Genomic DNA, 25,109 nt, shown 5'->3' with positions numbered 1-25,109 from the left:
GATGCACCGCTACCGCAAGAGACCGTCGCTCGCTATAACGGCGCCGGTTGCGTTGCGAATGGAATGGTGAAGCCTTGGCAGAATCGAGCGAAGACAGTGGGGGCGTCGCACACGGTTCTTCGCAGCGCACGCGCCCCTTCACCGTCACCAACCGCATGGTCTGGGCGATCACCATTCCCATGACCTTCGCCTTCCTGACGACGCCGCTTCTTGGCCTGACGGATGTCGCGGTCGTCGGCCGTGTCGGCGATGCGGCGGCCCTCGGCGGCTTGATGGTCGGCGCGCTGATCTTCGATTTCGCCTTCGCCACCTGCAATTTCATCCGCTCGGGAACGACCGGCCTCACGGCGCAGGCCTTCGGCGCGGACGATGGACGGGAAGGGCAGGCCGTGTTCTGGCGCGCGACGATCCTCGCCCTCGGGATCGGGATCATCCTGATTCTCGCAGAGCCGCTGGTCGTCTGGCTTGGCCTTCTTGCGGTCTCGCCCGGAGAGGCGGTGGCGGGCACCGTGCGGGAATATGTGTTCGTACGGATGTTTTCCGCGCCCTTCGCGCTGATGAACTACGCGATCCTCGGCTATGTGCTCGGCCTTGGGCGGGGCACTTTGGGGCTTGCGCTGCAGATCGTCGTCAATGGCGTCAACATCGCCCTGTCTGTGCTGCTCGGTCTCGTCTTCGGCTGGGGCATTTTCGGGGTCGCGCTGGGGACGGTCTGCGGCGAGGCGGCGGGCGCGCTCGTCGGCCTGATCATCGTTCTTCGCGGTTTCGAGCCGAGCGAGAAGCCCTCGCTCCAGCGGGTTCTCGATCGCACAGGGTTTTCGCGAATGATCGGGGTCAACCGGGATATCATGATCCGCTCCTTCTGCCTCCTGTCCGCGTTTACCCTCTTTGCCCGCTTCGGTGCGGGGTTCGGCGCGGTGACGCTTGCGGCGAACGGCATCCTGATGAACTTCTTCCTGGTCGGCAGCTATTTCCTCGACGGCATGGCGACCGCCTCCGAGCAGCTTGCAGGACGCGCGATCGGCGCGAACTGGCGGCCGGCCTTCGAGCGGACCGTGAAGCTCACCATCTCATGGGGCTTCATGCTGTCGGGTATCATGGCAGTCATCTTCCTTTTCGGCGGCGAGGCGCTGATCGCCTTCCTGACGACCGACACGGCCGTGCGAGAGGAGGCGTCGATGTTTCTCGTCTTTGCAAGCCTGACGCCAGTCGCCGGCACGCTCGCCTTCATCATGGACGGCATCTTCATCGGCGCAACATGGTCGCGGACCATGAGGGACATGATGCTGGCTTCGCTCGCGGTCTTCGTGGTCGGAACCTATTTGCTGGTGCCAGTCTTCGGCAATACGGGACTTTGGGTGATGATGCTCGTGTTTCTCGGCTCGCGTGGCCTGTTGCTTCTCGCCCTGATGCCGCGCAATCGCGACCGGGCCTTCGCCGGCGCGTGAGCCACTCCGTCAGGTCGGGGCGATCCAACGCCGCAGGCGATGCAGCATTCGGTCGCGGTGCGGAACGATGCGGGGAAGGCGGGCCTTCAACTGGCACGACAAACGCCGAACCAAAGCGAAGAAAGGATGCTGCGATGAAGAATACGAACGAGCGGATCACGATCGAAAAGGCCAAGGGCCCGGTCAACGTCACCTTCAATGGTGCGGTGCTGGCCAGCACCCGTGACGCGCTGATCCTGCGCGAGACCGGCTACGACCCGGTCTACTATGTCCCGAAGGACCATGTCGCCATGGCTTTCCTGAAGGAGAGCGACACGGTAACGACTTGCCCCCACAAGGGCGATGCCCGCTACTGGAACATTTCCGCCGAGGGACAGGCAGCCCAGGACGCGGTCTGGGCCTATGACGAGCCCCATGCCGATGTGAAGGACATCGCCGGCACGGTTGCGTTCGATCGCTCGAAGGTGACGATCGACGACGGTGCGTAAGCGCCTTCGAAATTCGCTTTCGCCGAGCTGTCCGACCGATTCCGTCTTGCTCACAAAAGAACGGCGGGGGATGCCCGCCGTTCTTGAGGTTTGCCCTGTAAACCGGGGTTAGCCAGCTTAGTTGTTGGTCGACGAGGACCGAGACTGCGTGTCGCCGGTCTTGCTCATTGCGGTCTTCTGGGCGGACTGACCATTCATGGCCGACGAATGGTTCTTGCTGTCGCTGGCGTTTGCCGCGTGATCGTTCGACTGGGGAACGCCGATCGCGTCGGCTTCGGCAATCACGATGCTGTCCTGGACCTTCTTCAGATCGAGGTTCGCCTCGTAGAACTTGCCTGCGTTCAGATCCGACTGGGCCTGCTGAACGTCTTGCATGGTCTGGTCGAGCGGCACCAGAGCGACCGCGAAGGAGACGTCGACGCCGGCAAGCTTGAGCTGCTCGTTGGCCGTCTTCATATCGCCGTTCTTCATCGCCTTGTTGGCGTCCTGAAGCGCCTTCGCATTGGCGTCGGAGACCTGATAGTCGGCGCCCAGCATCACCTGTCCGTCGATCGGCAGCCAGGTCTTGGTCTGGTCGGACGAATTCGTGTTCGACGCCGTGTCGTTGGACGATCCGGTCTTCGTGCTGTCGGACGACTTGCCGTTCGCGCTCTGATCCATCTTGGCGTTCGACATGCTCTGCGAGCCCTGGTTCATCGGCATCTTCAGCTGGCTTGCGGCCTTGTCGAACGTGCTGCCATCCGTCTGGGCCGTCTTCAGCTGGCTAACGGCCTTGTCGACGAGCGATTTCGCCTGATCGGTCTTGCCGTCGAAGATGGCGAGGCGTGCCGTCTGGATATTGCGGAAGGCCTGGAAGCCGTCCTGCGAGAGTTTCTGAAAATCCCTGGCGGCCTGGATATCGGCCTTCGAGTTGGAGGCGCTCTGGTCCATGCTCTGGGTGCTGGTCTGGGACGCCGCGGTCGACGATGCCGCATATGCGGCAGGGCTGAAGGCGGTTGCACCGGCGAGAGCGATAGCGATTGCAGCTGTCTTGAACATGGGATTGTTCCCTTTGTCGCCGGATCGGCTGCGGGGTCCCGTCTCTGGGGCCGGGCTCAAGTCATCCGACACCGCAATAACCGCGCCATGCTGTCTAGGTTTCGTTACAAACAGGTCATGACCGATTTGTAATTCACGCCCGTCCCGGCCGGTCGCTGTGGCCGAGATCGCGGTCCGGATCGAGCCGGTCGCGCACGCGCTGCTTCAGGATCTTGGCCTCGGGAAAGCCGCCATCGGCCTTCCGCTCCCAGAGCGTCTCGCCCTCATAGGTGATCTCGAAGTGTCCGCCGGTGGAGGGGCGCAGGGTGACACCGCCAAGATCCGCTCCGAAGGTCGAGAGCAGTTCCTGGGCCATCCAGGCGGCCCGCAACAGCCATTGGCACTGGGTGCAATAGAAAATCTCGATCTCGGGCCGGGCCGGGTGGTCATCGTGGCGCATCGGCGTATCTCCCTTTTTAAGGCGAAGCTGGGGCTTATCCCTCTTAAGTCTCAATATCAGCGATGCGGCGCCAGTGCTGACCGAAGGCAACGGCGCTCTCGAACGTGGATGAAAGAAACCGGATGACGAATTCCGAGACCGGTGACCGGAATGAGAGCGACGAGACGGAGACCGAGGGCGACGAGGCGACGGTTGAAAACGACTCCCTGAAGGCCGGAGACGAGGAAAAGCCCGCAGACGAAAATTGTCCGGACGAGGATGAAGAGGCTGAAGAGGGCGCGGACGGCAGCGAGCCCGTGCGCGAGACCCGGCGGACCGCGTTCGGTCGCATACGCCTCAAGCTTCGCAAGCTCTATCACGGGCGCAGCCGGCCCGCGGTTCGCTTCCAGGCCATCATCCTGTGCGTCGACCTTGCCATCATCGCGCTCTTCGTCGTCTCGCCGATCATTCGGGGAACGCAATATTTCCTGCCGATCGATTATGCTGTCGCCGTCATTCTCGCGCTCGACATCGCCGCGCGGGCGATCGCGACCCGGAACCTCACGCGCTGGGCCCGGCAGCCCTTCGTGCTGCTCGACATCCTCATCCTCGTCACGCTGGTCTTTCCCCAAACCTTCATCAATTTCGGCTTCCTTCGCATCGTCCGGCTCTGGTCGCTGTCGCGCAGCGGCATGCTGTGGCGGCCCCTGAGGCGCTCGAAATACGCCGAATACGAGCTGGCGCTGAAGGCGGTCGTCAACCTCGTCACCTTTCTCTTCCTGGCGACCGGGTTCATCTACACCTTCTTCTTCCGCCAGACCTCCGGGCTCGAAGGCTATCTCGACGCGCTGTATTTCACCGTCGCCTCCGTGACGACGACGGGCTATGGCGACATCACGCTCGATGGCCCCGGCGGAAAGCTGACCGCGATCATCATCATGATCATCGGGATCTCGCTCTTCTTCAATCTGGCGCAGGCCGTCTTCAAGCCGCCCAAGGTGCAGTACCAATGCCCCAATTGCGGTCTTCAGCGGCATGATCCCGATGCCGTGCACTGCAAGGCCTGCGGCGAACAGCTGAACATTCCGAACCCGGAAGATTGAGACGCGGAACCGCCGGACGCCGGACGGGCAACAGACCCGGAAGACGGGTCTCTCGGTCGTAAGTTCAAGTTGCAATCCTACAAGGATACTTGTAGGGTTAGTGTATGGAAACCGCGCGCACCGTCGAACAGCTGGCAGCCCTTGCCCATACCGATCGCCTTTCGGCGTTCCGCCTTCTCGTCGGCGAGGGGCCTGAAGGCATGGCGTCCGGTGCGATCGCCGAGGCGCTGGATATCGCACCGACCCGCATGAGCTTTCATCTGGCGACGCTCGACCGCGCCGGGCTTCTCCAATCCCGGCGGGACGGCCGGCACATTCGCTATGCGGCGAATTTCGAGGCGATGCGCGGGCTCCTGGCTTTTCTCACGAAGGATTGCTGCGGGGGCAGGCCGGAGATTTGCGGCTATGGCGGAGAACCGTTCGAAGCCGCGTCGTCCTGCGACACCCGAAAGGCCACCGCGCGATGAGGAACGTCCTCTTTCTCTGCACACACAACTCGGCGCGCTCGGTGCTGGCCGAGGCCGTGATGAACGCCGAATGCGAGGGCCGGTTCGATGCGTTCTCGGCCGGCAGCAGCCCCGGCGGCAGGGTTCATCCGGTGGCGCTCGAGGTGCTGAGGGAGGCCGGTTATTCGACGGCGGGCCTCGCCTCGAAATCCTGGGATACCTTCGCCGAGCGGGATGCGCCGGACATGCATTTCGTCATCACCGTCTGCGATAATGCGGCTGGTGAGAGCTGCCCGGTCTGGCCGGGCGCGCCGGCCCATGGCCATTGGGGCATCGCCGATCCCTCACGCGCCGAGGGGAGCGAGGACGAACAGCGGGCGGCGTTCCGCGCTGCGCTTGCGCAGATCGAGGCGCGCATTCTCGCCTTCCGGTCCTTGCCAGTGGAGAACATGACCAAGAGCGCCCTCCGCTACGCGATGGAAACGATCGGCACGATGGAGGGCGCAAGCCCCATGGCCGCCAATCCCGAATGGGACTGACAGGAAGGGGCGACCGGACGACGATGAGCGACAAGCCGACATTCGATATGCCGCGCCGGCTCACCGCCGAAGCGCTCGGCACCGGCATTCTCGTCGCGGCCGTGGTCGGTTCGGGCATCATGGCCGAACGCCTGACAGAAGATGTGGCGCTGGCGCTTCTTGCCAACACGATCGCGACGGGGGCGATCCTCGTCGTTCTCATCACCGTTCTCGGGCCGATCTCCGGCGCGCACTTCAATCCGGCCGTCACCCTCGCAATGGTCCTGAGGGGTGCGATCGGTGGGCGGGCGGCACTGGCCTATGTCGCCGTTCAGATCGTCGGCGGCATCGTTGGCGCAGTCGCGGCCCATCTGATGTTCGAGCTTCCGCCGCTGATGCTGTCCGGCCATGTGCGGACCGGGCCCTCCCAATGGTGGGCGGAGATCGTCGCGAGTTTCGGCCTCGTCGGCTTCATCCTCGGCGGGCTTCGCTTTGCCCCGCACACGATCCCCTGGCTGGTCGGGCTCTTCATCACCGCCGCCTACTGGTTCACCGCCTCGACGAGCTTCGCCAACCCGGCCGTCGCGATTGCGCGCGCCTTTACCGACACCTTCTCCGGCATCCGCCCGCTGGATGTGCCGGGCTTCATCCTCGCCCAATGCGTGGGCGCGGTGCTTGCCGTCATCCTCTTCGAATGGCTTCTCAATCCCGGCCAGAAGCTGACCATCCGCTTTTCGATGGCAGCCGATAAGCCGGACTAAGGCGGCGCTTTTGTCTGCAAGAATGGACTGATCCATGACCGTCACGATTTACCACAACCCGAAATGCGGCACCTCCCGCAACGTGCTCGCCATGATCCGCGAGGCCGGCGAAGAGCCGGAGGTGATCGAGTATCTCGAGACCCCGCCGAGCCGGGAGCGCCTCGTGGACCTCCTCGGCAAGATGGAGATGACGCCGCGCTCGCTGCTTCGCCAGAAGGGCACGCCCTATGACGAGCTGGGCCTTGGCGACGAGAGCCTGACGGACGATCAGCTGATCGATGCGATGATGGCCCATCCGATCCTCATCAACCGGCCGATCGTGGTGACGGAGAAAGGCGTGAAGCTCTGCCGTCCTTCCGAAACGGTGCTGGAGCTCCTGCCCGAGGGGGCGGTCCGAAATTTCACCAAGGAAGACGGCGAAGTGGTCGTTCCGGGCGGGGCGAAGTCATGACCTTCGATGACATCACGGTGGCCGACCTTCCGAATATCGACCCCGACCAGCTGACGCCGATCGACCCCGCGCTCTATGCGCCGGCGGACGATCCGGGTCATCCGCCGCGCATTCTCCTTCTGCACGGCTCGACGCGGGAGCGTTCCTATTCGCGGCTGCTGAAGGAAGAGGCCGGCCGGCTGCTCGCCTGGTATGGCTGCGAAGTGAGAAGCTTCGATCCGTCCGGCCTGCCGCTTCCCGACGACGCGCCGGTCGATCATCCGAAAGTCGCCGAACTGCGGGAGCTTGCCCAGTGGGCCGAGGGAATGGGCTGGTTCAGCCCCGAGCGGCACGGCGCGATGAGCGGCATCATGAAGGCGCAGATCGACTGGATTCCCCTGTCGCTCGGCGCGGTGCGGCCCTCCCAGGGCAAGACCCTCGCGCTCTTTCAGGTCTGCGGTGGATCCCAAAGCTTCAACGCGGTCAATCAGATGCGCATTCTCGGCCGCTGGATGCGCATGGTGACGATCCCCAACCAGTCCTCGGTCGCCAAAGCCTTCAACGAGTTCGACGAGGCCGGCCGCATGCTGCCGTCCGCCTATTACCGGCGGGTGGTGGATGTCTGCGAGGAACTGGTGAAGTTCACCTATATGACCCGCGCCCGCTCGGCCGCCCTGACGGATCGCTATTCCGAACGGGTGGAAAGCGCCGAGGAACTGTCGAAGCGCGTGAACCAGAAGGCCATCTGAGCACGCCGCGCCGACATCTTCTGTCAGGCGGGCACGGCAACCATGTTCTTTTCAAGCGCGCCCGCCCTTGCTAAAGGCTGGGCTATGTTAAAGCTGCGCGCGATCATTCACTCGATACGAATTAGCCGCCCGGCCCTCTGAACGCCGCCCGACAAGAGCGACGAGGGACCGGGACGAAGCCGCGCGTGATCTGCGTCCTCAAGCCGGCGCAGCGAGATATTTTCCATGCGCCATGAGCCGCCCCAGATGCGAGACGTGGCCGCGAATTCGGATCGAAGACAAACCATGAGCGAGACGAAGACCCCGAGCGCAGAAACGCCGGACACCGTCGACTACTCCACCACCCTGTTCCTGCCGCAGACGGATTTTCCGATGCGCGCCGGGCTTCCCAAGGTCGAGCCGGAATGGATCGCCAAATGGGACCAGATGGACCTTTACGGCGAGATGCGGAAGGCGGGCGAGGGGCGGCCGAAATACGTGCTGCACGATGGCCCGCCCTATGCCAATGGAAATCTCCATATCGGCCATGCGCTGAACAAGGTGCTGAAGGACGTCATCACCCGCTCGTTCCAGATGCGGGGGTATGACGCGAACTATGTGCCCGGCTGGGACTGCCATGGCCTGCCGATCGAGTGGAAGATCGAGGAGCAGTACCGCGCCAAGGGGCTCAACAAGGACGAGGTGCCGATCAACGAGTTCCGGCAGGAATGCCGTGATTTCGCGACCCACTGGATCGGCGTCCAGACCGAAGAGTTCCGCAGGCTCGGTGTCGAGGGCGATTTTACCAGGCCCTACCTCACGATGAATTTCGATTCCGAGGCGGTCATCGCGGGCGAGCTTCTGAAATTCGCCATGAGCGGACAGCTCTATCGCGGCTCCAAGCCGGTGATGTGGTCGGTGGTGGAAAAAACCGCGCTCGCGGAGGCCGAGGTCGAATATCACGACCATGAGTCCGACACGATCTGGGCGGCATTTCCGGTCAGGGGCGACGGCCCGCTCGCCGGTGCCTCCGTCGTCATCTGGACGACGACGCCCTGGACCATCCCCGGCAACCGGGCGATCGCCTATTCGCCGCGTATCCCATACGGCCTCTATGAGGTGACTTCGGCCGAGAACGATTTCGGACCGCAGCCGGGCGCGAAATACGTCCTCGCCGATGCGCTTGCCGCCAGCGTCTTCGAAAAGGCCAAGCTGCAGGCGAACCGCGTCTCGGATGTTTCGGCCTCCGATCTTGAAGGTCTTGTCTGCGACCATCCGCTCAAGGGCCTTTCCGGCGGCTATGACTTCTCCGTTCCGCTCCTCGCCGGCGACCACGTGACCGACGATGCGGGTACGGGATTCGTCCACACCGCGCCCGGCCATGGCCGCGAGGATTTCGACGCCTGGATGGACATGCGCCGCGATCTCGAAAAGCGCGGCATCGACACGGCGATCCCCTTCACCGTCGATGACGACGGCTTCTACACCAAGGACGCGCCCGGCTTCGATGCGGCGTCGGAAGGCGGCGCGGCCCGCGTCATCGACGACAAGGGCAAGAAGGGCGATGCCAACAAACGGGTCATCGCGGCGCTGATCGAGCACGGCAATCTCGTCGCGCGCGGCCGGCTGAAGCACTCCTACCCCCATTCCTGGCGCTCCAAGAAGCCGGTCATCTTCCGCAACACGCCGCAATGGTTCGTGGAGATGGACAAGGATCTCGGAGGCTATGGTTTGGATACGGCCGGTCAGGCTGCCGGCGAGGATACGCTCCGCAACCGCGCCCTCAATGCCATCGACCAGACGCGCTTCGTGCCGGCCTCCGGCCAGAACCGCCTTCGCGGCATGATCGCCGACAGGCCCGACTGGGTTCTGTCCCGCCAGCGCGCCTGGGGCGTGCCGATCTGCGTCTTCGTCGACGAGGACGGCAACATCCTGAAGGACGAGGCGGTCAACCAACGCATCCTCGAAGCCTTCGAGGCGGAAGGGGCCGATGCCTGGTTTGCCGAAGGCGCGCGCGAGCGCTTTCTCGGCTCGAAGGCGAACGAGAACTGGTCCATGGTTCGCGACATCCTCGATGTCTGGTTCGATTCCGGTTCGACCCACGCCTTCTGCCTTGAAAAGCGCCCCGACCTGAAATGGCCGGCGGACCTTTATCTCGAAGGCTCCGACCAGCATCGCGGCTGGTTCCATTCCTCGCTTCTGGAGGCCTGCGGCACGCGCGGCAGGGCGCCTTACAACGCGGTCCTCACCCATGGCTTCGTCATGGACGAGGAGGGGCGCAAGATGTCGAAGTCCCTCGGCAACGTCGTCACGCCTCAGGAAGTGATCAAGCAGTCGGGCGCAGACATCCTGCGGCTCTGGGTGGTGTCGTCGGATTATTCGGAGGATCTGCGCCTCGGCAAGACCATCCTTCAGACCAATGTCGACAGCTACCGCAAGCTCAGGAACACGGTTCGCTGGATGCTCGGCACGCTCGCCCATGATCGCGGAGAGACGGTGCCTTATGGCGAGATGCCGGAACTCGAACGCCTGATGCTCCACCGCCTTGCCGAACTCGACGAGCAGGTAGCCAAGGGCTATGACGGGTTCGACTTCAAGCGCATCGCCCGCGCGCTGCTCGACTTCGTCGTGACCGAATTGTCGGCCTTCTATTTCGATGTCCGCAAGGATTCGCTTTATTGCGATCCGCCATCCGCGACCCGCCGCAAGGCCTCGCTTCAGGTAGTCCGGCTGATCTTCGACCGGCTGGTGACCTGGCTCGCGCCCATGCTGCCCTTCACGATGGAAGAAGCCTGGCTGTCGCGCTATCCGGAGGCGAAATCCGTTCATCTCGAACAGTTCTTCAAGAGCGATCCGGCCTGGCGTGACGATGCGCTTGCGGCCCGCTGGCGGGAAATCCGGCAGGTTCGCCGCGTGGTCATGGGCGCGCTCGAACAAAAGCGCCGGGACAAGGTGATCGGCTCCTCGCTCGAAGCCTGGCCGACGGTTCATATCGCCGACGACAAGCTGCGCGCGCTCGCCGAAACGGTGGATTTCGCCGAGATCGCCATCACCTCGGGCCTGAAGATTGAGGCGGGCGAAGGGCCGTCGGATGCCTTCCGCTTGCCGGAGGTCGTGGGCGTTTCCGTCGTCTTCGACAAGGCGCATGGCGCGAAATGCGCCAGATCCTGGAAGATCACTGGCGATGTGGGCTCCGACCCGGAATACCCGGATGTATCGGTGCGCGATGCCGAGGCCCTTCGCGAGCTGAAGGCGGAAGGACGGCTGACCTCGGCCGCCTGATAGCCTGATCGGAAGCGATGATGCAGGGCGGCGGGCGTCGCCGCCTTGCCACAGCTGGCAACGAAGTTTTAAAGCTTGGCGCAAGGGATTGACGAAACGGCGCATTGTCGCCTGATTCCACTGACATGAGCCGGTAGAGGGTGCGCGGACGCGAGGGGTCCGATCGCGCGCCACAAGGGGACGAAGGCCGAGGGGGCCATCTTGATGATTTCGACCGACACACGCCGTATCGTGATGAAACGCGTCAGCCAGGCCGCGATGCTCGCGGGCGTTGCCGCTCTGTCGGGCTGTCTCGGACCGACCTACGGCACCGGCAAGAGCCAGGGCGCGATGCTGTTCGACGATCTGAACAACATGGTCGCGCTCGGCGGTTCGGGCGATGCCGAGCCGATCGCCTATACCGAGCGGGAGGCTTTGCGCCAGCCGGACAACACATCCGTTCTGCCGGCACCGCGCGCGCCCGCGCCGCGTCAGGAGACGGCGGCCGAAAGGCGCGCCCGCATCCAGGCGGCCGCCTATCAGGGCGACGGCCCCGTGCCCGCCGGCCAGATGAGCGGTGGCAACCCTTATGTCACGCAGGACTATCTCGACAAGACGCGGGGCGATGGGTTCAGCTTCGACGAGGTGCGCCGCCGCGATGAAGCGGGCCTTCTCTCGCCGGCCGAGCTCGCCAGCCGCTCCGAACGCGTGAAAAAGCTTGTCGCCGAGCAGAACGCCGCGAGCCGCACGACGCGAAAAATGCTGTCCGAGCCTCCGCTCGATTATCGTCAGCCGTCTGCGGCAGCCCCCGTCGGCGATCCCGGCGTGGACGAAGCCACCAAGGAGCGGCGCATGAAGGGGTCGAAATCCCTCCTCTCCAAGGTGGGCGAATACCTGCCCTTCTAAAATATATGCTCTTTTGATGGTCCGGTCCCGATATTCGCTTGGCGTCATGGCGAAGCGATCAGGCAAATCTCCTATGAAGCATACCGTGATGCGTGGATTTCGCCGGCCTCTGGTGCTTGCCGCAGTCGGCGTTTCGCTGCTTCTTGCTGCGCCCGCCGCGAATGCGGCCGGGACTGAAACCCCCGCACTCGTCGTCGATGCCGAGACGCATGCCGTCCTCCTTGCGGAGGACGCCGGCCATCCCTGGTATCCGGCTTCGACCACGAAGCTGATGACGGCATATGTCACCTTCGAAGCCTTGCGGGCCGGTGAGGTGTCCCTCGACACGCCCGTGACGATCTCCAAACGCGCCATGACCCAGGCCTCGCTTCATGCGGGCCTCAAGGTCGGGCGCGCCATGCGGCTGGAAGATGCGCTCTTCGCCATGGTCGTCGGCTCGGCCAACGAGGTCGCGATTTCGCTGGCAGAAACGGTTGCCGGAAGCGTGGAAGCCTTTGCCGGGCGGATGAACGAAACGGCGTCCCGCCTCGGCATGACGGCGACCCATTTCGACAATCCCAACGGCCTTTTCGCCGCAAGCCAGCATACGACCGCCCGTGACCTTGCGATCCTCGGCCTCGCCGCCACGCGGGATTTTCCGCAATACGGCAGGCTGTTCACGACTTCCGTGGTCGTCATCGACGGCAAGAGCCTCGAAACCGAGAACGTGCTTCTGACGGATTTTCCCGGCACGCTGGGCCTGAAGACCGGGTTCCTCTGTGCTTCGGGCCGCAATATCGTGGCCCTGGCCGAGCGCGACGGTCGCCGAATCCTGGTCGTGCTCCTTGGCGCCACCACGGGGCGCGAGCGCGCCGAGCGCGCCGCCAAGCTGATGAGCGAAGCCTTCGCGGGGGCGCTCCGCCCGACGGGCACCAATCTGGAGGCACTTCGGAACCAGCCGGACGTTCCGCCCGAAGACATGCGTATGCGCGTCTGCAGCGCCGAGACCGCAGCCTACGAGGCGCGGCGCAACCAGCTCTATCCCATGGGCCTGCCGGGCGAGACGAGCTATCTTCAGCCCTCGTCCGAGCCGGAGCGTTATGCCTTCGAGACGCGTACCGGCGCTGCGCTCTTCAATGTCCCGCGTCCCACATGGCGGCCGGAGCGGCCCTGAACGACAAACCTTTTGCCGGCGAGCCATTTGTCGCTGCCTATCGTCGCCTTAGCCGTCATAGGCTCTTCCCCTCGTGGAAATTCGCTACAATTATGCGAAATCATAGTGGCGGGGCGTCCGCTTCTCTCGACGATAGCAGGCAATGGGACGAAGCAACTTTTTCCGACTCTTCGCATCCGCAAGATGTCTTGCAACCGTCCGTCCGAAGGGCCTGATCGCCGCCCTTCTTCCGCTGATTTTTCTGACAGCCTGCAGCGGCCCCCAATCGACCCTTACCGGCGCGGGGCTCGAGGCGAGCAAGGTCGAGCATCTGTTCTGGATCATGCTCGTGGGCGCGGTCGTGATCTGGTTCGTCACCATCGGCCTGTCGATCTACGCGACGCGGGTAAGACCCGGACGGCACAGCGAAAAGACCGGAACGCGCCTCATCGTCTGGGGCGGCGCGGTGTTTCCGACAGTGGTTCTCACCGCGCTTCTCGTCTACGGCCTCGAAATGATGCCGGAGTTCCGCGCCGAGGCGAACGGCCCGACGATCGCGGTGTCCGGCGAACGCTTCTGGTTCCGCGTTGCCTACGGCGTCGAAGGTGAGCCGGGCGTGGTCAAGAGCCTGCCGCCGGGGGGCGTCGAAAGCGCCAACGAGATCTGGCTGCCGGTCGGCCAGCGCACGGAACTGCTGCTCGGCAGCCCCGATGTGGTCCATTCCTTCTGGGTGCCCGCGATTGCCGGCAAGATGGACATGATCCCCGGCCGCGTGAACCGGCTGGTGGTCGAGCCCACCAAAGAGGGCGTCTATAACGGCGTCTGCACCGAATTTTGCGGCGATGCCCATGGCCAGATGGGCTTTCGCGTCGTGGTCGTCTCGCCCGAGGATTACGCGGCCCATGTCGCGGCTGAGAGCGAGCCGGCCAGGGTGACATCCGGGGTTGGCCATGACGCCTTCATGCAGAATGGCTGCGATGCCTGTCATGCCGTGCGCGGAACGTCTGCCGACGGCGCGGTGGGCCCGGACCTCACCCATATGGGCTCGCGCCGAACCATCGCGGCGGGGCTTCTCGACAACACGCCGGAGAACATCGCCGAGTTCATCCGGGCGACGAACCATGTGAAGCAGGGTGTCGAGATGCCGTCCTACGGCATGCTGCCCGACGCAGAGATCATTGCCATCGCGGCCTGGCTGGAGCAGCTGAAATGAGCGACTTGCCCGCTGGCGGCGCAGCCTCCGTCGACGCCTTCGATTATTCCGATCCCGCGACCCCGAAATATCCCGATCCGCCCGAGATGCAGACGATCGGCGCGAGCCACGTGGATCAGGAGGACCCGGCGGTTCGCGATGCCCAGGCGAAACGCCTGATCTGGGTCTGGGAAGCGCCGAAGGGCTGGAAATACTGGTCCGCCGTCAACAACACGGAAGTCGGCGTCTGGTACACCTCGACCGCCTTCATCTTCATGCTGTTTGCCGGCGTTCTCGGCCTGATGGTGCGCGTCCAGCTCGCCGTGCCGGAGAACGACTTCCTCACCGCCAGCTTCTACAATCAGGTCTATACCCTCCACGGCACGGTGATGATGTTCCTCTTCGCCGTCCCGATCTTCGAGGCGATGGCGATCATCCTTCTGCCGGAGATGCTGGGCGCGCGAGACCTGCCGTTCCCGCGCCTGTCCGCCTTCGGCTACTGGTGCTTCCTCATCGGCGGCGTCTTCGTCTGCGGTTCGATCTTCTTCTCCTCCGCGCCCGCGAGCGGCTGGTTCATGTATCCGCCGCTGACGACGCAGGAGCGGTTCACGCCGGGCTACGGCGCCGATATCTGGCTGCTTGGCCTCTCCTTCATCGAGGTCGCCTCGATCGCGGCCGCCGTCGAGCTCATCGTCGGTTCGCTGAAATGCCGCCCGCCGGGCATGCGCCTCAACCTGATGCCGCTCTATGCCTGGTACGTGCTGGTGGTGGCCGGCATGATCCTCTTCGCCTTCCCGCCGCTGATCGCGGGCGACATCCTGTTCGAGATGGAACGGCTGTTCAACTGGCCGTTCTTCGACCCCGAGCGCGGCGGCGATCCAATGCTCTGGCAGCACCTGTTCTGGATCTTCGGCCACCCGGAGGTCTACATCGTCTTCCTGCCGGCGATCGCGCTGATCGCGATGATCGTGCCGACCTTCGCGCGGCGGCCCATCGTCGGCTATTCTTGGATCGTGCTCGCCGCCGTCGGAACGGGGTTCCTCTCCTTCGGCCTGTGGGTTCACCACATGTTCGCGACGGGCCTGCCCTCGATCTCGCTCAGCTTCTTTTCAGCCGCCTCCGAGGCGGTGGCGATTCCGACGGGCGTGCAGATCTTCGTCTTCCTTGCAACGCTGCTCGTCGGGCGCGTCGTCTTCTCGGTGCCCATGCTCTTCGTGTCGGGTTCGCTCGCGATCTTCGTCATCGGCGGCCTCACCGGCGTCATGGTCGCCCTCGCGCCCTTCGACTGGCAGGCCCACGACACCTATTTCGTCGTCGCCCATCTCCATTACGTCCTCATGGGCGGCATGCTTTTCCCGATCGTTGCCGGCATCTATTACTGGTGGCCGATCCTCGGGGGACGGGCCCTGTCGGACAGGCTCGGCAAGATCGCCTTCTGGCTGATGTTCACCGGCTTCAATGTCGGCTTCTTCCCGATGCATTTTTCCGGCCTCATGGGCATGCCTCGCCGGGTCTGGACCTATCCGACCGGCCTCGGCCTCGACCTGCCGAACCTCGTATCCACCGTCGGCGCCTTCGTTTTCGCGGCCGGCTTCCTCGTCTTCGTCGCCGATGTCCTGAGGCCGCGCGGGCATCTGCCCTATGCCAAGCGCAACTACTGGAACGCCGGCACGCTGGAATGGCTGTCGGAGCCGGAGGACAAGGGCTGGGGCGTGCGCTCCATCCCGATCATCAAGTCGCGCTATCCGATCTGGGATCAGCCGAACTTTCTCGACGATGTGGACAATGGCCGGTTCTACATGCCGGACGCCGAGGAGCTGAAGCGCGAGACCATGGTGACGAGCGTTCTCGACGCCGAGCCGATCCAGGTCCTGCGGGTGCCGGGTCCGACCTTCATGACCATGTGGGCCGCCGGCCTGCTGGGTGCGGTCTTCATCTTCGCCACGTTCCACTGGTGGTACATGACGATCGCCGCCATGGTTCTCGCGACCGGCGCGATCCTCGTCTGGGTCTGGCGGGGCACGGCGATCATCCCGGAAAAGCACGAGAAGGATGTGGGGCTCGGCCTCACGCTGCCGCTCTATGTCTCGGGACCGAAGGCGGTCGGCTGGTGGGCGATGTTCATCACCATGATCGGCGATGGCACCGCCTTCATGTCGCTGATCTTCGGCTATTTCTTCTATCTGACGATCCATGCCCAGTTCCCGCCTGCCGGGACGACCGGGCCCGGCGTCTTCTGGCCGGTCGCGGCTTTCGTCGTCTTCGCCGGTACCTGGGGTCTCGCCTTTGCGGCCCGCAAGCTGAACGCTTCGGGGCAGGTGCTTTTGGCGCAGCTGGCGATGGGCGCTGGCGGCGTGGTTGCGCTCATTGCCGGCGGGGTGATGCTTCTCGGCCCTTATCTGTCCGGCCTCGATCCGGTGAGCCACGTCTATCCGGCGACGGTCTGGATCATCGCGATCTGGACGGCGGTTCATGCCGCGGCCGGTGCCCTGATGCTGTTCTACTGCCTCGCGCGCTCGCTCTTCGGGCATCTGACGCCGGTCTACGACGCCGACATCCAGAATGTCGCGCTCTACTGGCATTTCGCGCTTGCAACGGCCTTCGTCACGGTGGCGACGCTGGCCTTCGCGCCGCTAGCGGGTTGAGGGGAGGGTTCGACCATGTTCGCAAACGGCGGCCAGACCCGCGACAACCTCATCACCCTCATCGCCGCACCGGCGATCTGGGCGGCGCATTTCCTCGCCTCCTATATCGTCGCCTCGGTGGATTGCGCGCCCAACGAGACGATCTTCGAACAGATCACCTTCGCACGCTGGCTGATCTTCGGGCTCACGATCCTCGCGCTCGCCCTCATCGCCCTGATCTTCCGCCGCTCCTACAATGAATGGCGCGGCCACGGCTCCGGCACCATCAACGACGAGGATACGCCGCTTGCCCGCGAGCGCTTCCTCGAATTCTCGACCGTCCTTCTCGCGGGGCTTTCCTTCATCGCCGTCGTCTTCGTCGCGCTTCCGGCCTATTTCAACGTGGATTGCCGCTGATGGCCGAGGTCGTTCTGGAAAGAGACGGCGGACGAAGCAGAGAGGCCGGTCTATTCCGCCTCTGGCCTCTGGCGCTCGCCGCCGTGCTGCTTGCCGCCGTCTGGCTCGGGCCCCTGCCGGCCCGCGCGGGCGGCTCCTTCGCAAGCCACATGGTCATGCACATGACGGTCGTCGCGCTGGCCGCGCCGCTTGTTGCGATCGGCCTAGCCCGGGGCCTGCCGCATCTTGCGAACCGCATCACGCCCGCTGTCGCGATCCTCGCCTCCTTCGCCGAATTCGTCATCGTCTGGGGCTGGCACGCGCCCGGCCCGCACGATCTCGCGCGCACCGACGGGCTCATCTTCACCGTGGAGCAGGCCTCGTTTCTTTTTGCCGGCGTTCTCGTCTGGCTGAGCGCGCTCGGCCCCTCAGGCGAAGGCCGCCTCAAGGCGCGGGCGGCGGGCGTCGTCGGCCTTCTCGTCACCTCCATGCATATGACGCTCCTCGGCGCGCTCCTCCTCCTCAGCCCGCGCACGCTCTATGCCTGCGCCGAGCTTTGCGCGCCGGCTGCGACCATGACGCCCCTTGGCGATCAGCAGGCCGGCGGTGTCATCATGCTCATTATCGGGGGCGCGGCCTATCTCGTCGGCGGTCTCGCCTGCCTTGCGTCCATCCTGAACGCCCCATCGAGGACGGCCCCATGAAGAAGCGGATCGCCCTGGATTTCGTTCTCACCTGGAAGAAGCTCGCGGCGGCGGGGCTCGGCGCCGTTGTTCTCGCGCTCACGGTTTCCTTCTCCGGCATGGTCTCTATCGCGGCCTCCTCCGGACATTACGGGCCGGTCGGCTGGTTCCTGCATTGGACGATGCAGAACGTGGTCGATCGCCAATCCATCGGCCTTGCCCCGCCTCAGGGCGTCGATCTTTCCGATCCATCCCTCGTCCAGCGGGCGGCCGGCCATTTCGCCACCGGCTGCGCGCCCTGCCACGGCGCGCCGGGCGTCACCCAGTCGCCGGTGGTGGAATCCATGATGCCACCACCGCCGCGCCTCGAAGGCAAGGTGGGCGAATGGAAGGACCGGGAGCTTTACTGGATCGGCCTTCACGGCATCAAATATTCCGGCATGCCGGCCTGGCCGGCCCAGACCAGAGACGACGAGGTCTGGTCGATCGTCGCCTTCCTGCGCGCTCTGCCCGACATGGACCCCGAGACCTATGCCGATCTCGCCCTTGGCGGCGAGCAGCAGACGATCCGCTTACAGGCGGGCGGTGAGCAGACGGCCGGCCTCAACGGCGTCGTCGAAGGGGCGCTGTCGGACTGCGCCCGCTGTCATGGGCGGAACGGGCTGGGCCGGGGCGAGGGAAAGAGCGCTGGCGCCTTCCCGGTGATCGCCGGCCAGCCGGAGGTCTATCTCGCAGCGACATTGAAGGCCTATAGCGAAGGCCATCGCCATTCGGGCTATATGCAGCCGCCCGCCTCGCGCTATCCGGAGGATGTCCTGAACCAGCTTGCGGCGTGGTATGCCAAGCAGCCGGTTGCGGGCGCAGGGGATGGGGACGCGGCCTTGCAGGCGCAGGCGGATACCCCGGACCTTCAGCCTGTATCGGCCGCTGCGGACGGCATTCCGCCGCAGATCTTCCCGACCGCCAACAGGTCCGAGGCGGCTTATTCGATCGATATCGCGGCGGGCGGCGTTCCGTTGGAGGCCACGGACTCCATGCTGGCCCTTGGCCGCCTGATCGCCGAAAAGGGCATCGCGGCCCGCAAGATCCCTGCCTGCGACAGCTGCCACGCCGAAAAGGGACGCGCCAAGAACGGCCACTATCCCTATCTCGCCGGGCAGCCGGCCTGGTACGTCAAGACACAGCTGGAGCTCTGGAAGGATCACGACATCACGCGGGGCGGTACCCGCTTTGCCCACCTGATGACGCCGATCGCGAAGAACCTCACCGAGGAGCAGATCGAGGCAGTCGCCGCCTGGTATGCGAGCAGGCCGGTGGGGGAGTAAGCTGTTTGCCATACTTATTGACGTTGCGTGAAAGTAGTGTCATTTCTACCGCATAACGTGCGGTGGAGCATAGAATGCCTGATAGCAATAATCGTACTACGGAAGCGGAACTGTCATTTGCGATTTTGGGGATATTGCGCGGCGAAAATCCGCCAGAATTGAGTGTTCAAGAGCTTATTAATCGTATTCCAGCTGTGTTGAAACTGACGAATGAAGATCAGCAGCAGTCTGCGACGCGCCCAGGCGAGGAGATTTGGGAGCAACGGGTGCGTAATATTAAATCGCACCACGATGTTTCTGGGAATTACTTACAAGAAGGATATTTGGAATATATTCCGGGTGGATTGCGGCTAACTCAAGCGGGGCGGATACATTGGGAGGAAAACATTTAAGCGTATGCCTTCTTATATCCCGGCTTGAACCATTTAAGCTCGGTTCTGTTTGGTGCATCCTTATCCCAAACAAACCAAGCGTAAGCGGTCGTGCCGCTTCCTTTTTGGGTAGCTCCAGCCATATAAAAGGTGATCCTTTCGCTGAATACCCACACTCGGCTGGGCGGAGTACTGCTAAAGATAGTATTTGCGCGGTTTGCGCCCTCTAAAAAAGCAAGGCGCAGAAGAAGTGCAAACTTTTTTTCCGCTAGCTCTACCCCCTGTTTAACAAATGCCTCCGCGCTATTGTAGGGAGGGTTAGTTATAATATTATTTGCTCGATCTTTTGTCGTTGTAAAATCGATCCCAGCTTCTCCAAAGCCGCGATCATATAAGTCTGTGCTTCTAACCTTTTGTCCTGTGCTTGCTAGAACTTTTGTCATGGCTCCGTCACCACAGGCGCATTCCCATATGTCGCCATCGAACTGCTCATTGTCGATCAGAGCATGGGTTGCCCAAGCCGGAGTGGGAAAGAAATCTGGCCCTGCTAAATCTGCGGACCTCTTTAAGGTTGGCTTGTAGCTGCCATAAAGATGATAAGTCGGGTCCAAGGTCGATCTCCGTGCGAAGAGGAGCGCTATATCTGCTCCGAGCGAATTGTTTGTTCCACCGCGTGAAAGTGACTCATGCAGAAAAAGTGGCAAGAGCAACGGTCGCCATCGCTCGCAGAATTCGAGGCGATGGCGAATGCCGCCTATCGTGATCTGCCGGAAGAATTCCGCCGGCTCTGCGGCGAAATTCACTTCTTCGTCGCGGAATTTCCCGAGGACGATGTCGTGAAGGAGATGGGGCTCGAAAGCCCGTTCGATATTCTGGGGCTCTTCGAGGGGCGCGGCATCGGCGATCTGGCTTCACCTGCGACCGGTGATATGCCCAATCGCATCCTGATCTATCGCCGTCCGATTCTCGACTACTGGGCCGACCACGACGAGCGGCTGGGCGATATCGTGCGCCATGTCGTCATCCACGAGATCGGCCACCATTTCGGCCTGTCCGACGACGATATGGAAGCGATCGAGGCGCGGGCGGAGTGAACGCCCCGGCGCCGCAATGCCAAAAGGCGGCTGTTAAGCCGCCTTCTTGCGTTCCAGCTTGGCCGGAAGTTCGATATCGACCTCCAGCGTGGAGAACTTGTCTCCCTTGTCCATCTTGACGGCGACCTTCTCGCCGTCGACGCTCACATGCTTGGCGATCACCTGGATGATCTCCTCGCGAAGGAGATTGACGAGATCGGAATGCTCGCCATTCGTCCTCTCGTGAGCGAGCAGGATCTGCAGCCTTTCACGCGCGGCTGGCGCGCTCGTTTGCTTCTGGAAAAAACTGAAAAGGCTCATGCGGCCCTCCGGCCGAAGAACTTGCCGAAGAGGCCCCGCTTCTCGCCCGGGATCGTCATGGGAACGTCTTCGCCGCAAAGGCGTCTGGCAGCGTTCGAATAGGCGATGGAGGGCGCGGAGTTGTTGTCCGACATGGTGACCGGCGTGCCGAGGTTCGAGGCGCGCAGGACTTCGAGGCTTTCCGGAATGATGCCGAGAAGCGGGATCGAGAGGATTTCCAGAACGTCCTCGACCTTCAGCATGTCGCCGCGATCGGCCCGGCTCGGGTCGTAGCGGGTGAGAAGGAGATGCTTTTCGATCCGCTCGCCGTTTTCCGCCTTCGCCGTCTTGGAATCGAGAAGGCCGATGATGCGGTCGGAATCGCGCACCGAGGAGACTTCCGGATTGGTGACGACGACGGCGATATCGGCATGGCGCATGGCGAGCGTCGCGCCGCGCTCGATGCCGGCCGGCGAGTCGCAGACGATCCAGTCGAAGTCCTTGCGGAGCTCTTCCATGACCTTCTCGACGCCTTCGGCGGTGAGATTGTCCTTGTCGCGGGTCTGCGAGGCCGGCAGCAGGAAAAGGGTCTCGCAGCGCTTGTCGCGGATCAGCGCCTGCGGCAGCTTCGCATCGCCCTGCACCACGTTGATGAGGTCGAACACGACGCGGCGTTCGGCGCCCATGACGAGATCGAGGTTGCGCAGTCCGACGTCAAAATCGACGACGGCCACCTTCTCGCCCCGCTGGGCAAGCGCCGCGCCGAGCGCAGCGGTCGACGTCGTCTTGCCGACGCCTCCCTTGCCCGATGTCACAACGATGGTCTTTGCCATATTCAGTCTCTCCTGTTCCACGGCTCCCGGGCCGGGATGGTCTTCAGATTTTGTCGGCGCGAATGGTTTCGCCATCGAGCCAGATTGTGACCGCCTGGCCGACGAGCCCGGCATCGAGATCGTCGGGCATCTTGTAGAGCCCATCGATCGCCACGAGTTCCGCTTCGAGCTTCGAGCAGAAGATGCGGGCGTTGGAATTGCCCACCGATCCAGCCAACGCACGGCCCCGAAGCGCGCCGTAGATGTGGATCGAGCCGCCGGCGACGATCTCGGCGCCGGAGGAGACCGAACCGACGACGGTGACGTCGCCTTCCGGGAAGATGATCGACTGGCCGGACCGCACAGGGCGGTCGACGACCATGGAGGGTAGCTGCGCGGCTTCGGCCACCACCACGGGGGCGGGTGCGGGTTTTGCCTTTTCGGCGACGCTTGCCGCGCCTGCTGCCGCTGCGAGAGGCAGAGCGGGCCCGGCGTCGGGCTCGTTCTCGCCCTCCTTCGGCGGTTCGACATCGGCAGCCGGGCGTCCGCCCTTCATGGCCGGCGGCATGCCGAGGCCGAGGATCGAGGGTTTGGCGCCTTCGATGCCCATGATGCGGACCGAGCGTTCGCCCAGTTCGCCGATGAGATCCTTCAGCTGCTCCTTCGTGATGTCGAGACCCTCGACATCGAGAACGATCGGGCGGCCGAGGAAGAAGCCGGTGGAGCGTTTGGCGAGATCGTCGAGCCGTTCGAGCCAGTTGGCGAAGGGCAGTTCGGGCGATAGCTGGATCGCCAGAAAGGATCTCCCTTTCAATCGGATCGGCCGCTTGTCGGTCTGGCTCTCGGACATTCTGTCGTCTGTTTCCGCTTGGTTTCCGGTCTCTCATGGACCGGGTGGAGGTGTCGGTTGCGTCTTTTCGCGCCGAAAGCACGAGAAGGTTGAGAAGACGTTATCGGCCAAGGCCTGCGTAAAGCTGACGTTTTCAAGGGTTTTTCCGATCCGGCCGATGGCTGTCGCAAGGCGCGGGCGCGCGTTCGGCAATGCCGGCGGCACGCGCCGATCAACGCCGGGAATGGTTTCAGGCCCGCTTGTCGGCGAAGAACCTCTTCAGGAGTTCGGCACTCGCCGTCTCCGAGAGCCCGGAATAGACTTCCGGGGCGTGATGGCAGGTCGGCTGAGAAAAGAAGCGGGCGCCATGGTCCACCGCGCCGCCCTTTTCGTCCGATGCTCCGAAATAAAGCCGCCGGATTCGGGAAAACGAGATCGCGCCCGCGCACATGGCGCAAGGCTCGAGCGTCACATAGAGATCGCAGCCAATGAGGCGCTCGGCCTCAAGGACGAGACAGGCCCGGCGAATGGCGAGGATTTCGGCATGGGCCGTCGGATCGTTTCCTGCGCGGGTCTCGTTGCCGGCCCTCGACACGATCACGCCATTGCGCACGATGACCGCGCCGACGGGAACCTCGCCGTGTGTCGCCGCGCGCCGGGCCTCCTTTAAGGCTTCTTCCATGAAACGCGGTGTCATGGGGCGCTGCGATCCTTCATCCACTCGTTGCCGTTTCTCTCGCCAAGCGACATGCGACCTGATAGAGCGCACCGCAAGCAAGCGCCATAGATGCGCTGGAAACGGATTTGGGCGGCTTGAAGGCGCGCCCTACGTAAGGGCACGCGCTTTCACGCGCCGGTAGCCCGCAGGACACGACGACATGAGCGACGACGAACAGGACAAGCGCGGCGGAAAAACCGGCCGGCCGGCCGGTGGCGGTTTCAAACGCGGCGGCAAGACGGGAGACGGCGGCAAGAAGCCGTTCGTGCCCAAGAGCCGGGGCATGAAGTCCCATGGCGGGGCGCGCGACGGCGAGGCTCCACGCAAGCCGAAGAGCTATGGCACGCGCAGCGCCGATGCGGCGAGCGGCTCTGGCGAACGTTCGTTCCGGCCGAAACCTGCCGGCGACAGGCCGCGCGGGGAAAACCGCGACTGGCAGAAGCGCGGTGAAGGCCGTGACGGCGCGCGCGATGGTGGCGGCGAGCGTCGTCGCTCCTTTGGCGAGAGGCCGGTGCGTGGCGATGGCGAGGGCGGCAAGCGCCCGGATCGGGACTTCAAGCCGAGAGATTCCAGCCAGCGCGATTTCAAGCCACGGGGCGATCGGCCGGAGCGTTCCGGTGATCGGCCGAACAAGCGCTACGAAAAGCGGGACGATCGCGGGGGGGCGAGGAGTCGGGACGATCAGCGCCGCGAGCGCCGCCCCGTCGAGGACGAGGCCTCGGCCGGCCAGCAAACGGATATGCGCATCGCGCGCCGGCTCGCCCGCGCCGGTGTCGCCTCGCGCCGCGATGCCGAGGCGATGATCGTCGACGGCCGCGTGAAGGTGAACGGCAAGATTATCGATTCCCCGGCGCTCGACGTGAAGCCGACCGACCGGATCGAGGTGGATGGCGCGCCGCTACCCCAGGCCGAGCGCACCCGGCTCTGGCTGTTCCACAAGCCGGGCGGCACGGTGACGACGAACAAGGACCCGGAAGGGCGCCGTACGGTCTTCGACCTGATGCCCGACGACATGCCGCGGGTGCTTTCCATCGGCCGGCTCGACATCAACACCGAGGGGCTTTTGCTCCTGACCAATGACGGTGGTCTGTCGCGCGTTCTGGAACTCCCCTCCACCGGCTGGCTGCGCCGCTACCGCGTTCGTGCCCATGGAGCGATTACGCAGGCGAAACTCGACGAGCTGCGCGACGGCATCTCCGTCGACGGCGTCTTCTACGGCGCGATCGAGGCGACGCTCGACCGCGAGCAGGGCTCCAATGTCTGGCTCACGCTGGGCCTGCGCGAAGGCAAGAACCGCGAGGTGAAGAACGTTCTCGGCGCGCTCGGCCTCGAGGTGAACCGCCTGATCCGGCTTTCCTACGGGCCGTTCCAGCTCGGCGATCTGCCAGAGGGCTCGGTGCGCGAGGTCAAGGGCCGGACCCTGCGCGACCAGCTGGGCGAGCGTCTGGTGGAGGAAGCCGGCGTCGATTTCGACGGGCCGATCACCAATCCGTTCTCCAATGCGCCCGTCGAGGGCCGCAAGGACGACAAGCCTGCGAAGAAGAGCGACTGGGTTTCGGCCGGCGGCCGGGTCGATCGCAAGACCTTCGGCGAGCGCAAGCGCGAGGACGCGCTTAGCCGGCTGGATACCAAACCGCGCGGCAAGTTCGGCGACAAGCCCAGAGGTGACAGGCCCAGAGGTGACAGGCCCAGAGGTGACAGGCCTAGCGAGAGACCGGGCGGCGAGCGCCGGGACGACGGGCCGAAGCGCACCTTCGGCGGCGATCGGGACAGCAAGCCCGGTAACCGCTTCGAGAAGGGTGACAGGGGCGAGAGGGGCGATAAGCGCGAGCGTTTCGGCGGCGAAGGTGATCGCCCCGCGCGCAAGCCCGAAACCCAAGGACGCCGCATGTCGAATGTCTGGATGGCGCCGGGCAACAGGCCCGAACGCGATCCGGGCGGACGCCCCGAGCACAGCGAGGATGCTGGCGGACGGGGAAGCAAGCGGTCCGCGCTCGCCGATCCGAAGCGCCGGGTCTCGCGCCCGCCCTCCGTTGCCGGCAAAGGCAAGGGCAAGCCGTTCCGTCCCAGCGGTCCGCGCAGACCCTCCGGCCCGAAAAAGGGCTAGGC

At 64.0% G+C, this 25,109-nt stretch carries 26 protein-coding genes; 19 read left to right on the top strand and 7 right to left on the bottom strand.

Features of this window, described 5'->3' with window-relative positions; translation table 11 throughout:
* Positions 1 to 155 precede the first annotated feature (155 nt).
* Both ABDX79_RS15815 and ABDX79_RS15810 read left to right on the top strand, forming a co-directional pair.
* The gene (locus ABDX79_RS15815) at positions 156 to 1,448 is read left to right on the top strand and encodes an MATE family efflux transporter (RefSeq protein ID WP_346221308.1); all 1,293 of its coding nucleotides are present in this window, start codon (positions 156 to 158) and stop codon (positions 1,446 to 1,448) included.
* A gap of 134 nt (positions 1,449 to 1,582) precedes the next feature.
* Positions 1,583 to 1,936, top strand: coding sequence for a DUF427 domain-containing protein (locus tag ABDX79_RS15810; RefSeq protein WP_346221270.1), 354 nt, complete (start codon positions 1,583 to 1,585; stop codon positions 1,934 to 1,936).
* Positions 1,937 to 2,053: 117 nt separating this feature from the next.
* Here ABDX79_RS15810 and ABDX79_RS15805 read toward each other — a convergent pair whose 3' ends face one another.
* Both ABDX79_RS15805 and ABDX79_RS15800 read right to left on the bottom strand, forming a co-directional pair.
* Entirely contained in the window at positions 2,054 to 2,974 is a 921-nt protein-coding gene (locus ABDX79_RS15805; RefSeq protein WP_346221269.1) for a YfdX family protein, read from the bottom strand.
* Between the two features lie 133 nt (positions 2,975 to 3,107).
* Positions 3,108 to 3,413, bottom strand: a complete 306-nt coding sequence (locus tag ABDX79_RS15800; protein WP_346221268.1) for an Rdx family protein — start codon at positions 3,411 to 3,413, stop codon at positions 3,108 to 3,110.
* A gap of 122 nt (positions 3,414 to 3,535) precedes the next feature.
* On the opposite strand from ABDX79_RS15800, the gene ABDX79_RS15795 reads away from it, so the two are divergent.
* The 15 genes from ABDX79_RS15795 (at position 3,536) to ABDX79_RS15725 (ending at position 19,289) form a co-directional block, all read left to right on the top strand.
* Positions 3,536 to 4,495: an ion channel gene (locus ABDX79_RS15795; RefSeq protein ID WP_346221267.1), complete on the top strand. Its 960-nt coding sequence runs from the start codon at positions 3,536 to 3,538 to the stop codon at positions 4,493 to 4,495.
* Between the two features lie 104 nt (positions 4,496 to 4,599).
* Positions 4,600 to 4,962: an ArsR/SmtB family transcription factor gene (locus ABDX79_RS15790; protein WP_346221266.1), complete on the top strand. Its 363-nt coding sequence runs from the start codon at positions 4,600 to 4,602 to the stop codon at positions 4,960 to 4,962.
* A complete protein-coding gene (locus ABDX79_RS15785) occupies positions 4,959 to 5,480 on the top strand; it encodes an arsenate reductase ArsC (protein WP_346221265.1) in 522 nt (173 codons plus the stop codon). Before ABDX79_RS15790 ends, ABDX79_RS15785 begins: the two co-directional genes overlap by 4 nt.
* Positions 5,481 to 5,503: 23 nt before the next feature.
* Positions 5,504 to 6,220 carry an MIP/aquaporin family protein gene (locus ABDX79_RS15780; protein ID WP_346221264.1) on the top strand — a complete coding sequence of 239 codons (717 nt, stop codon included), beginning with the start codon at positions 5,504 to 5,506 and terminating at the stop codon, positions 6,218 to 6,220.
* A 34-nt stretch (positions 6,221 to 6,254) separates the two neighbouring features.
* Positions 6,255 to 6,671 carry an arsenate reductase (glutaredoxin) gene (gene arsC, locus ABDX79_RS15775; RefSeq protein ID WP_346221263.1) on the top strand — a complete coding sequence of 139 codons (417 nt, stop codon included), beginning with the start codon at positions 6,255 to 6,257 and terminating at the stop codon, positions 6,669 to 6,671.
* Positions 6,668 to 7,399 (top strand): arsenical resistance protein ArsH, encoded by a 732-nt coding sequence (gene arsH, locus ABDX79_RS15770; protein ID WP_346221261.1) that lies wholly within the window; start codon positions 6,668 to 6,670, stop codon positions 7,397 to 7,399. Before arsC ends, arsH begins: the two co-directional genes overlap by 4 nt.
* Positions 7,400 to 7,684: 285 nt before the next feature.
* Entirely contained in the window at positions 7,685 to 10,660 is a 2,976-nt protein-coding gene (ileS, locus tag ABDX79_RS15765) for an isoleucine--tRNA ligase (RefSeq protein WP_346221260.1), read from the top strand.
* Between the two features lie 204 nt (positions 10,661 to 10,864).
* On the top strand, positions 10,865 to 11,545 hold the full coding sequence (locus tag ABDX79_RS15760) for a hypothetical protein (protein WP_346221307.1): 681 nt from the start codon (positions 10,865 to 10,867) through the stop codon (positions 11,543 to 11,545).
* Between the two features lie 88 nt (positions 11,546 to 11,633).
* The gene (locus ABDX79_RS15755; protein WP_346221258.1) at positions 11,634 to 12,698 is read left to right on the top strand and encodes a D-alanyl-D-alanine carboxypeptidase family protein; all 1,065 of its coding nucleotides are present in this window, start codon (positions 11,634 to 11,636) and stop codon (positions 12,696 to 12,698) included.
* A 142-nt stretch (positions 12,699 to 12,840) separates the two neighbouring features.
* On the top strand, positions 12,841 to 13,890 hold the full coding sequence (locus tag ABDX79_RS15750) for a cytochrome c oxidase subunit II (RefSeq protein WP_346221257.1): 1,050 nt from the start codon (positions 12,841 to 12,843) through the stop codon (positions 13,888 to 13,890).
* A gap of 86 nt (positions 13,891 to 13,976) precedes the next feature.
* A complete protein-coding gene (gene ctaD, locus ABDX79_RS15745) occupies positions 13,977 to 16,514 on the top strand; it encodes a cytochrome c oxidase subunit I (protein WP_346221306.1) in 2,538 nt (845 codons plus the stop codon).
* Between the two features lie 15 nt (positions 16,515 to 16,529).
* Positions 16,530 to 16,910, top strand: coding sequence for a hypothetical protein (locus tag ABDX79_RS15740; protein ID WP_346221256.1), 381 nt, complete (start codon positions 16,530 to 16,532; stop codon positions 16,908 to 16,910).
* Positions 16,910 to 17,593: a cytochrome c oxidase assembly protein gene (locus tag ABDX79_RS15735; RefSeq protein WP_346221255.1), complete on the top strand. Its 684-nt coding sequence runs from the start codon at positions 16,910 to 16,912 to the stop codon at positions 17,591 to 17,593. The genes ABDX79_RS15740 and ABDX79_RS15735 overlap by 1 nt, the downstream gene beginning before the upstream one ends.
* Positions 17,590 to 18,897, top strand: a complete 1,308-nt coding sequence (locus tag ABDX79_RS15730; protein ID WP_346221254.1) for a c-type cytochrome — start codon at positions 17,590 to 17,592, stop codon at positions 18,895 to 18,897. The genes ABDX79_RS15735 and ABDX79_RS15730 overlap by 4 nt, the downstream gene beginning before the upstream one ends.
* A 74-nt stretch (positions 18,898 to 18,971) precedes the next feature.
* Positions 18,972 to 19,289 (top strand): hypothetical protein, encoded by a 318-nt coding sequence (locus ABDX79_RS15725; RefSeq protein WP_346221253.1) that lies wholly within the window; start codon positions 18,972 to 18,974, stop codon positions 19,287 to 19,289.
* Here ABDX79_RS15725 and ABDX79_RS15720 read toward each other — a convergent pair.
* Positions 19,286 to 19,879, bottom strand: coding sequence for a hypothetical protein (locus ABDX79_RS15720; RefSeq protein ID WP_346221252.1), 594 nt, complete (start codon positions 19,877 to 19,879; stop codon positions 19,286 to 19,288). The two genes, ABDX79_RS15725 and ABDX79_RS15720, sit on opposite strands and share 4 nt — an antisense overlap.
* Before the next feature lie 75 nt (positions 19,880 to 19,954).
* Between ABDX79_RS15720 and ABDX79_RS15715 the strand changes: the two genes are divergently transcribed.
* A complete protein-coding gene (locus tag ABDX79_RS15715) occupies positions 19,955 to 20,362 on the top strand; it encodes a metallopeptidase family protein (RefSeq protein ID WP_346221251.1) in 408 nt (135 codons plus the stop codon).
* Between the two features lie 33 nt (positions 20,363 to 20,395).
* Here the strand turns inward: ABDX79_RS15715 and minE are convergent, their stop codons facing one another.
* From minE to ABDX79_RS15695, 4 genes are all read right to left on the bottom strand, one after another.
* The gene (gene minE / locus ABDX79_RS15710) at positions 20,396 to 20,662 is read right to left on the bottom strand and encodes a cell division topological specificity factor MinE (RefSeq protein ID WP_346221250.1); all 267 of its coding nucleotides are present in this window, start codon (positions 20,660 to 20,662) and stop codon (positions 20,396 to 20,398) included.
* Positions 20,659 to 21,474 carry a septum site-determining protein MinD gene (minD, locus tag ABDX79_RS15705; protein ID WP_346221249.1) on the bottom strand — a complete coding sequence of 272 codons (816 nt, stop codon included), beginning with the start codon at positions 21,472 to 21,474 and terminating at the stop codon, positions 20,659 to 20,661. Before minD ends, minE begins: the two co-directional genes overlap by 4 nt.
* Before the next feature lie 43 nt (positions 21,475 to 21,517).
* Positions 21,518 to 22,303, bottom strand: coding sequence for a septum site-determining protein MinC (gene minC, locus ABDX79_RS15700; protein WP_346221248.1), 786 nt, complete (start codon positions 22,301 to 22,303; stop codon positions 21,518 to 21,520).
* A 229-nt stretch (positions 22,304 to 22,532) separates the two neighbouring features.
* Positions 22,533 to 22,979: a nucleoside deaminase gene (locus tag ABDX79_RS15695; RefSeq protein WP_346221247.1), complete on the bottom strand. Its 447-nt coding sequence runs from the start codon at positions 22,977 to 22,979 to the stop codon at positions 22,533 to 22,535.
* A gap of 181 nt (positions 22,980 to 23,160) precedes the next feature.
* On the opposite strand from ABDX79_RS15695, the gene ABDX79_RS15690 reads away from it, so the two are divergent.
* Positions 23,161 to 25,107, top strand: coding sequence for a pseudouridine synthase (locus tag ABDX79_RS15690; protein ID WP_346221246.1), 1,947 nt, complete (start codon positions 23,161 to 23,163; stop codon positions 25,105 to 25,107).
* The last annotated feature ends 2 nt before the right edge of the window (positions 25,108 to 25,109 follow it).

This window comes from Fulvimarina fulva (genome assembly GCF_039652615.1).
Lineage (GTDB): Bacteria > Pseudomonadota > Alphaproteobacteria > Rhizobiales > Rhizobiaceae > Fulvimarina.
Note: the sequence above shows the minus strand (reverse complement) of the source record. Positions and strands in the feature narration are given on the sequence as shown.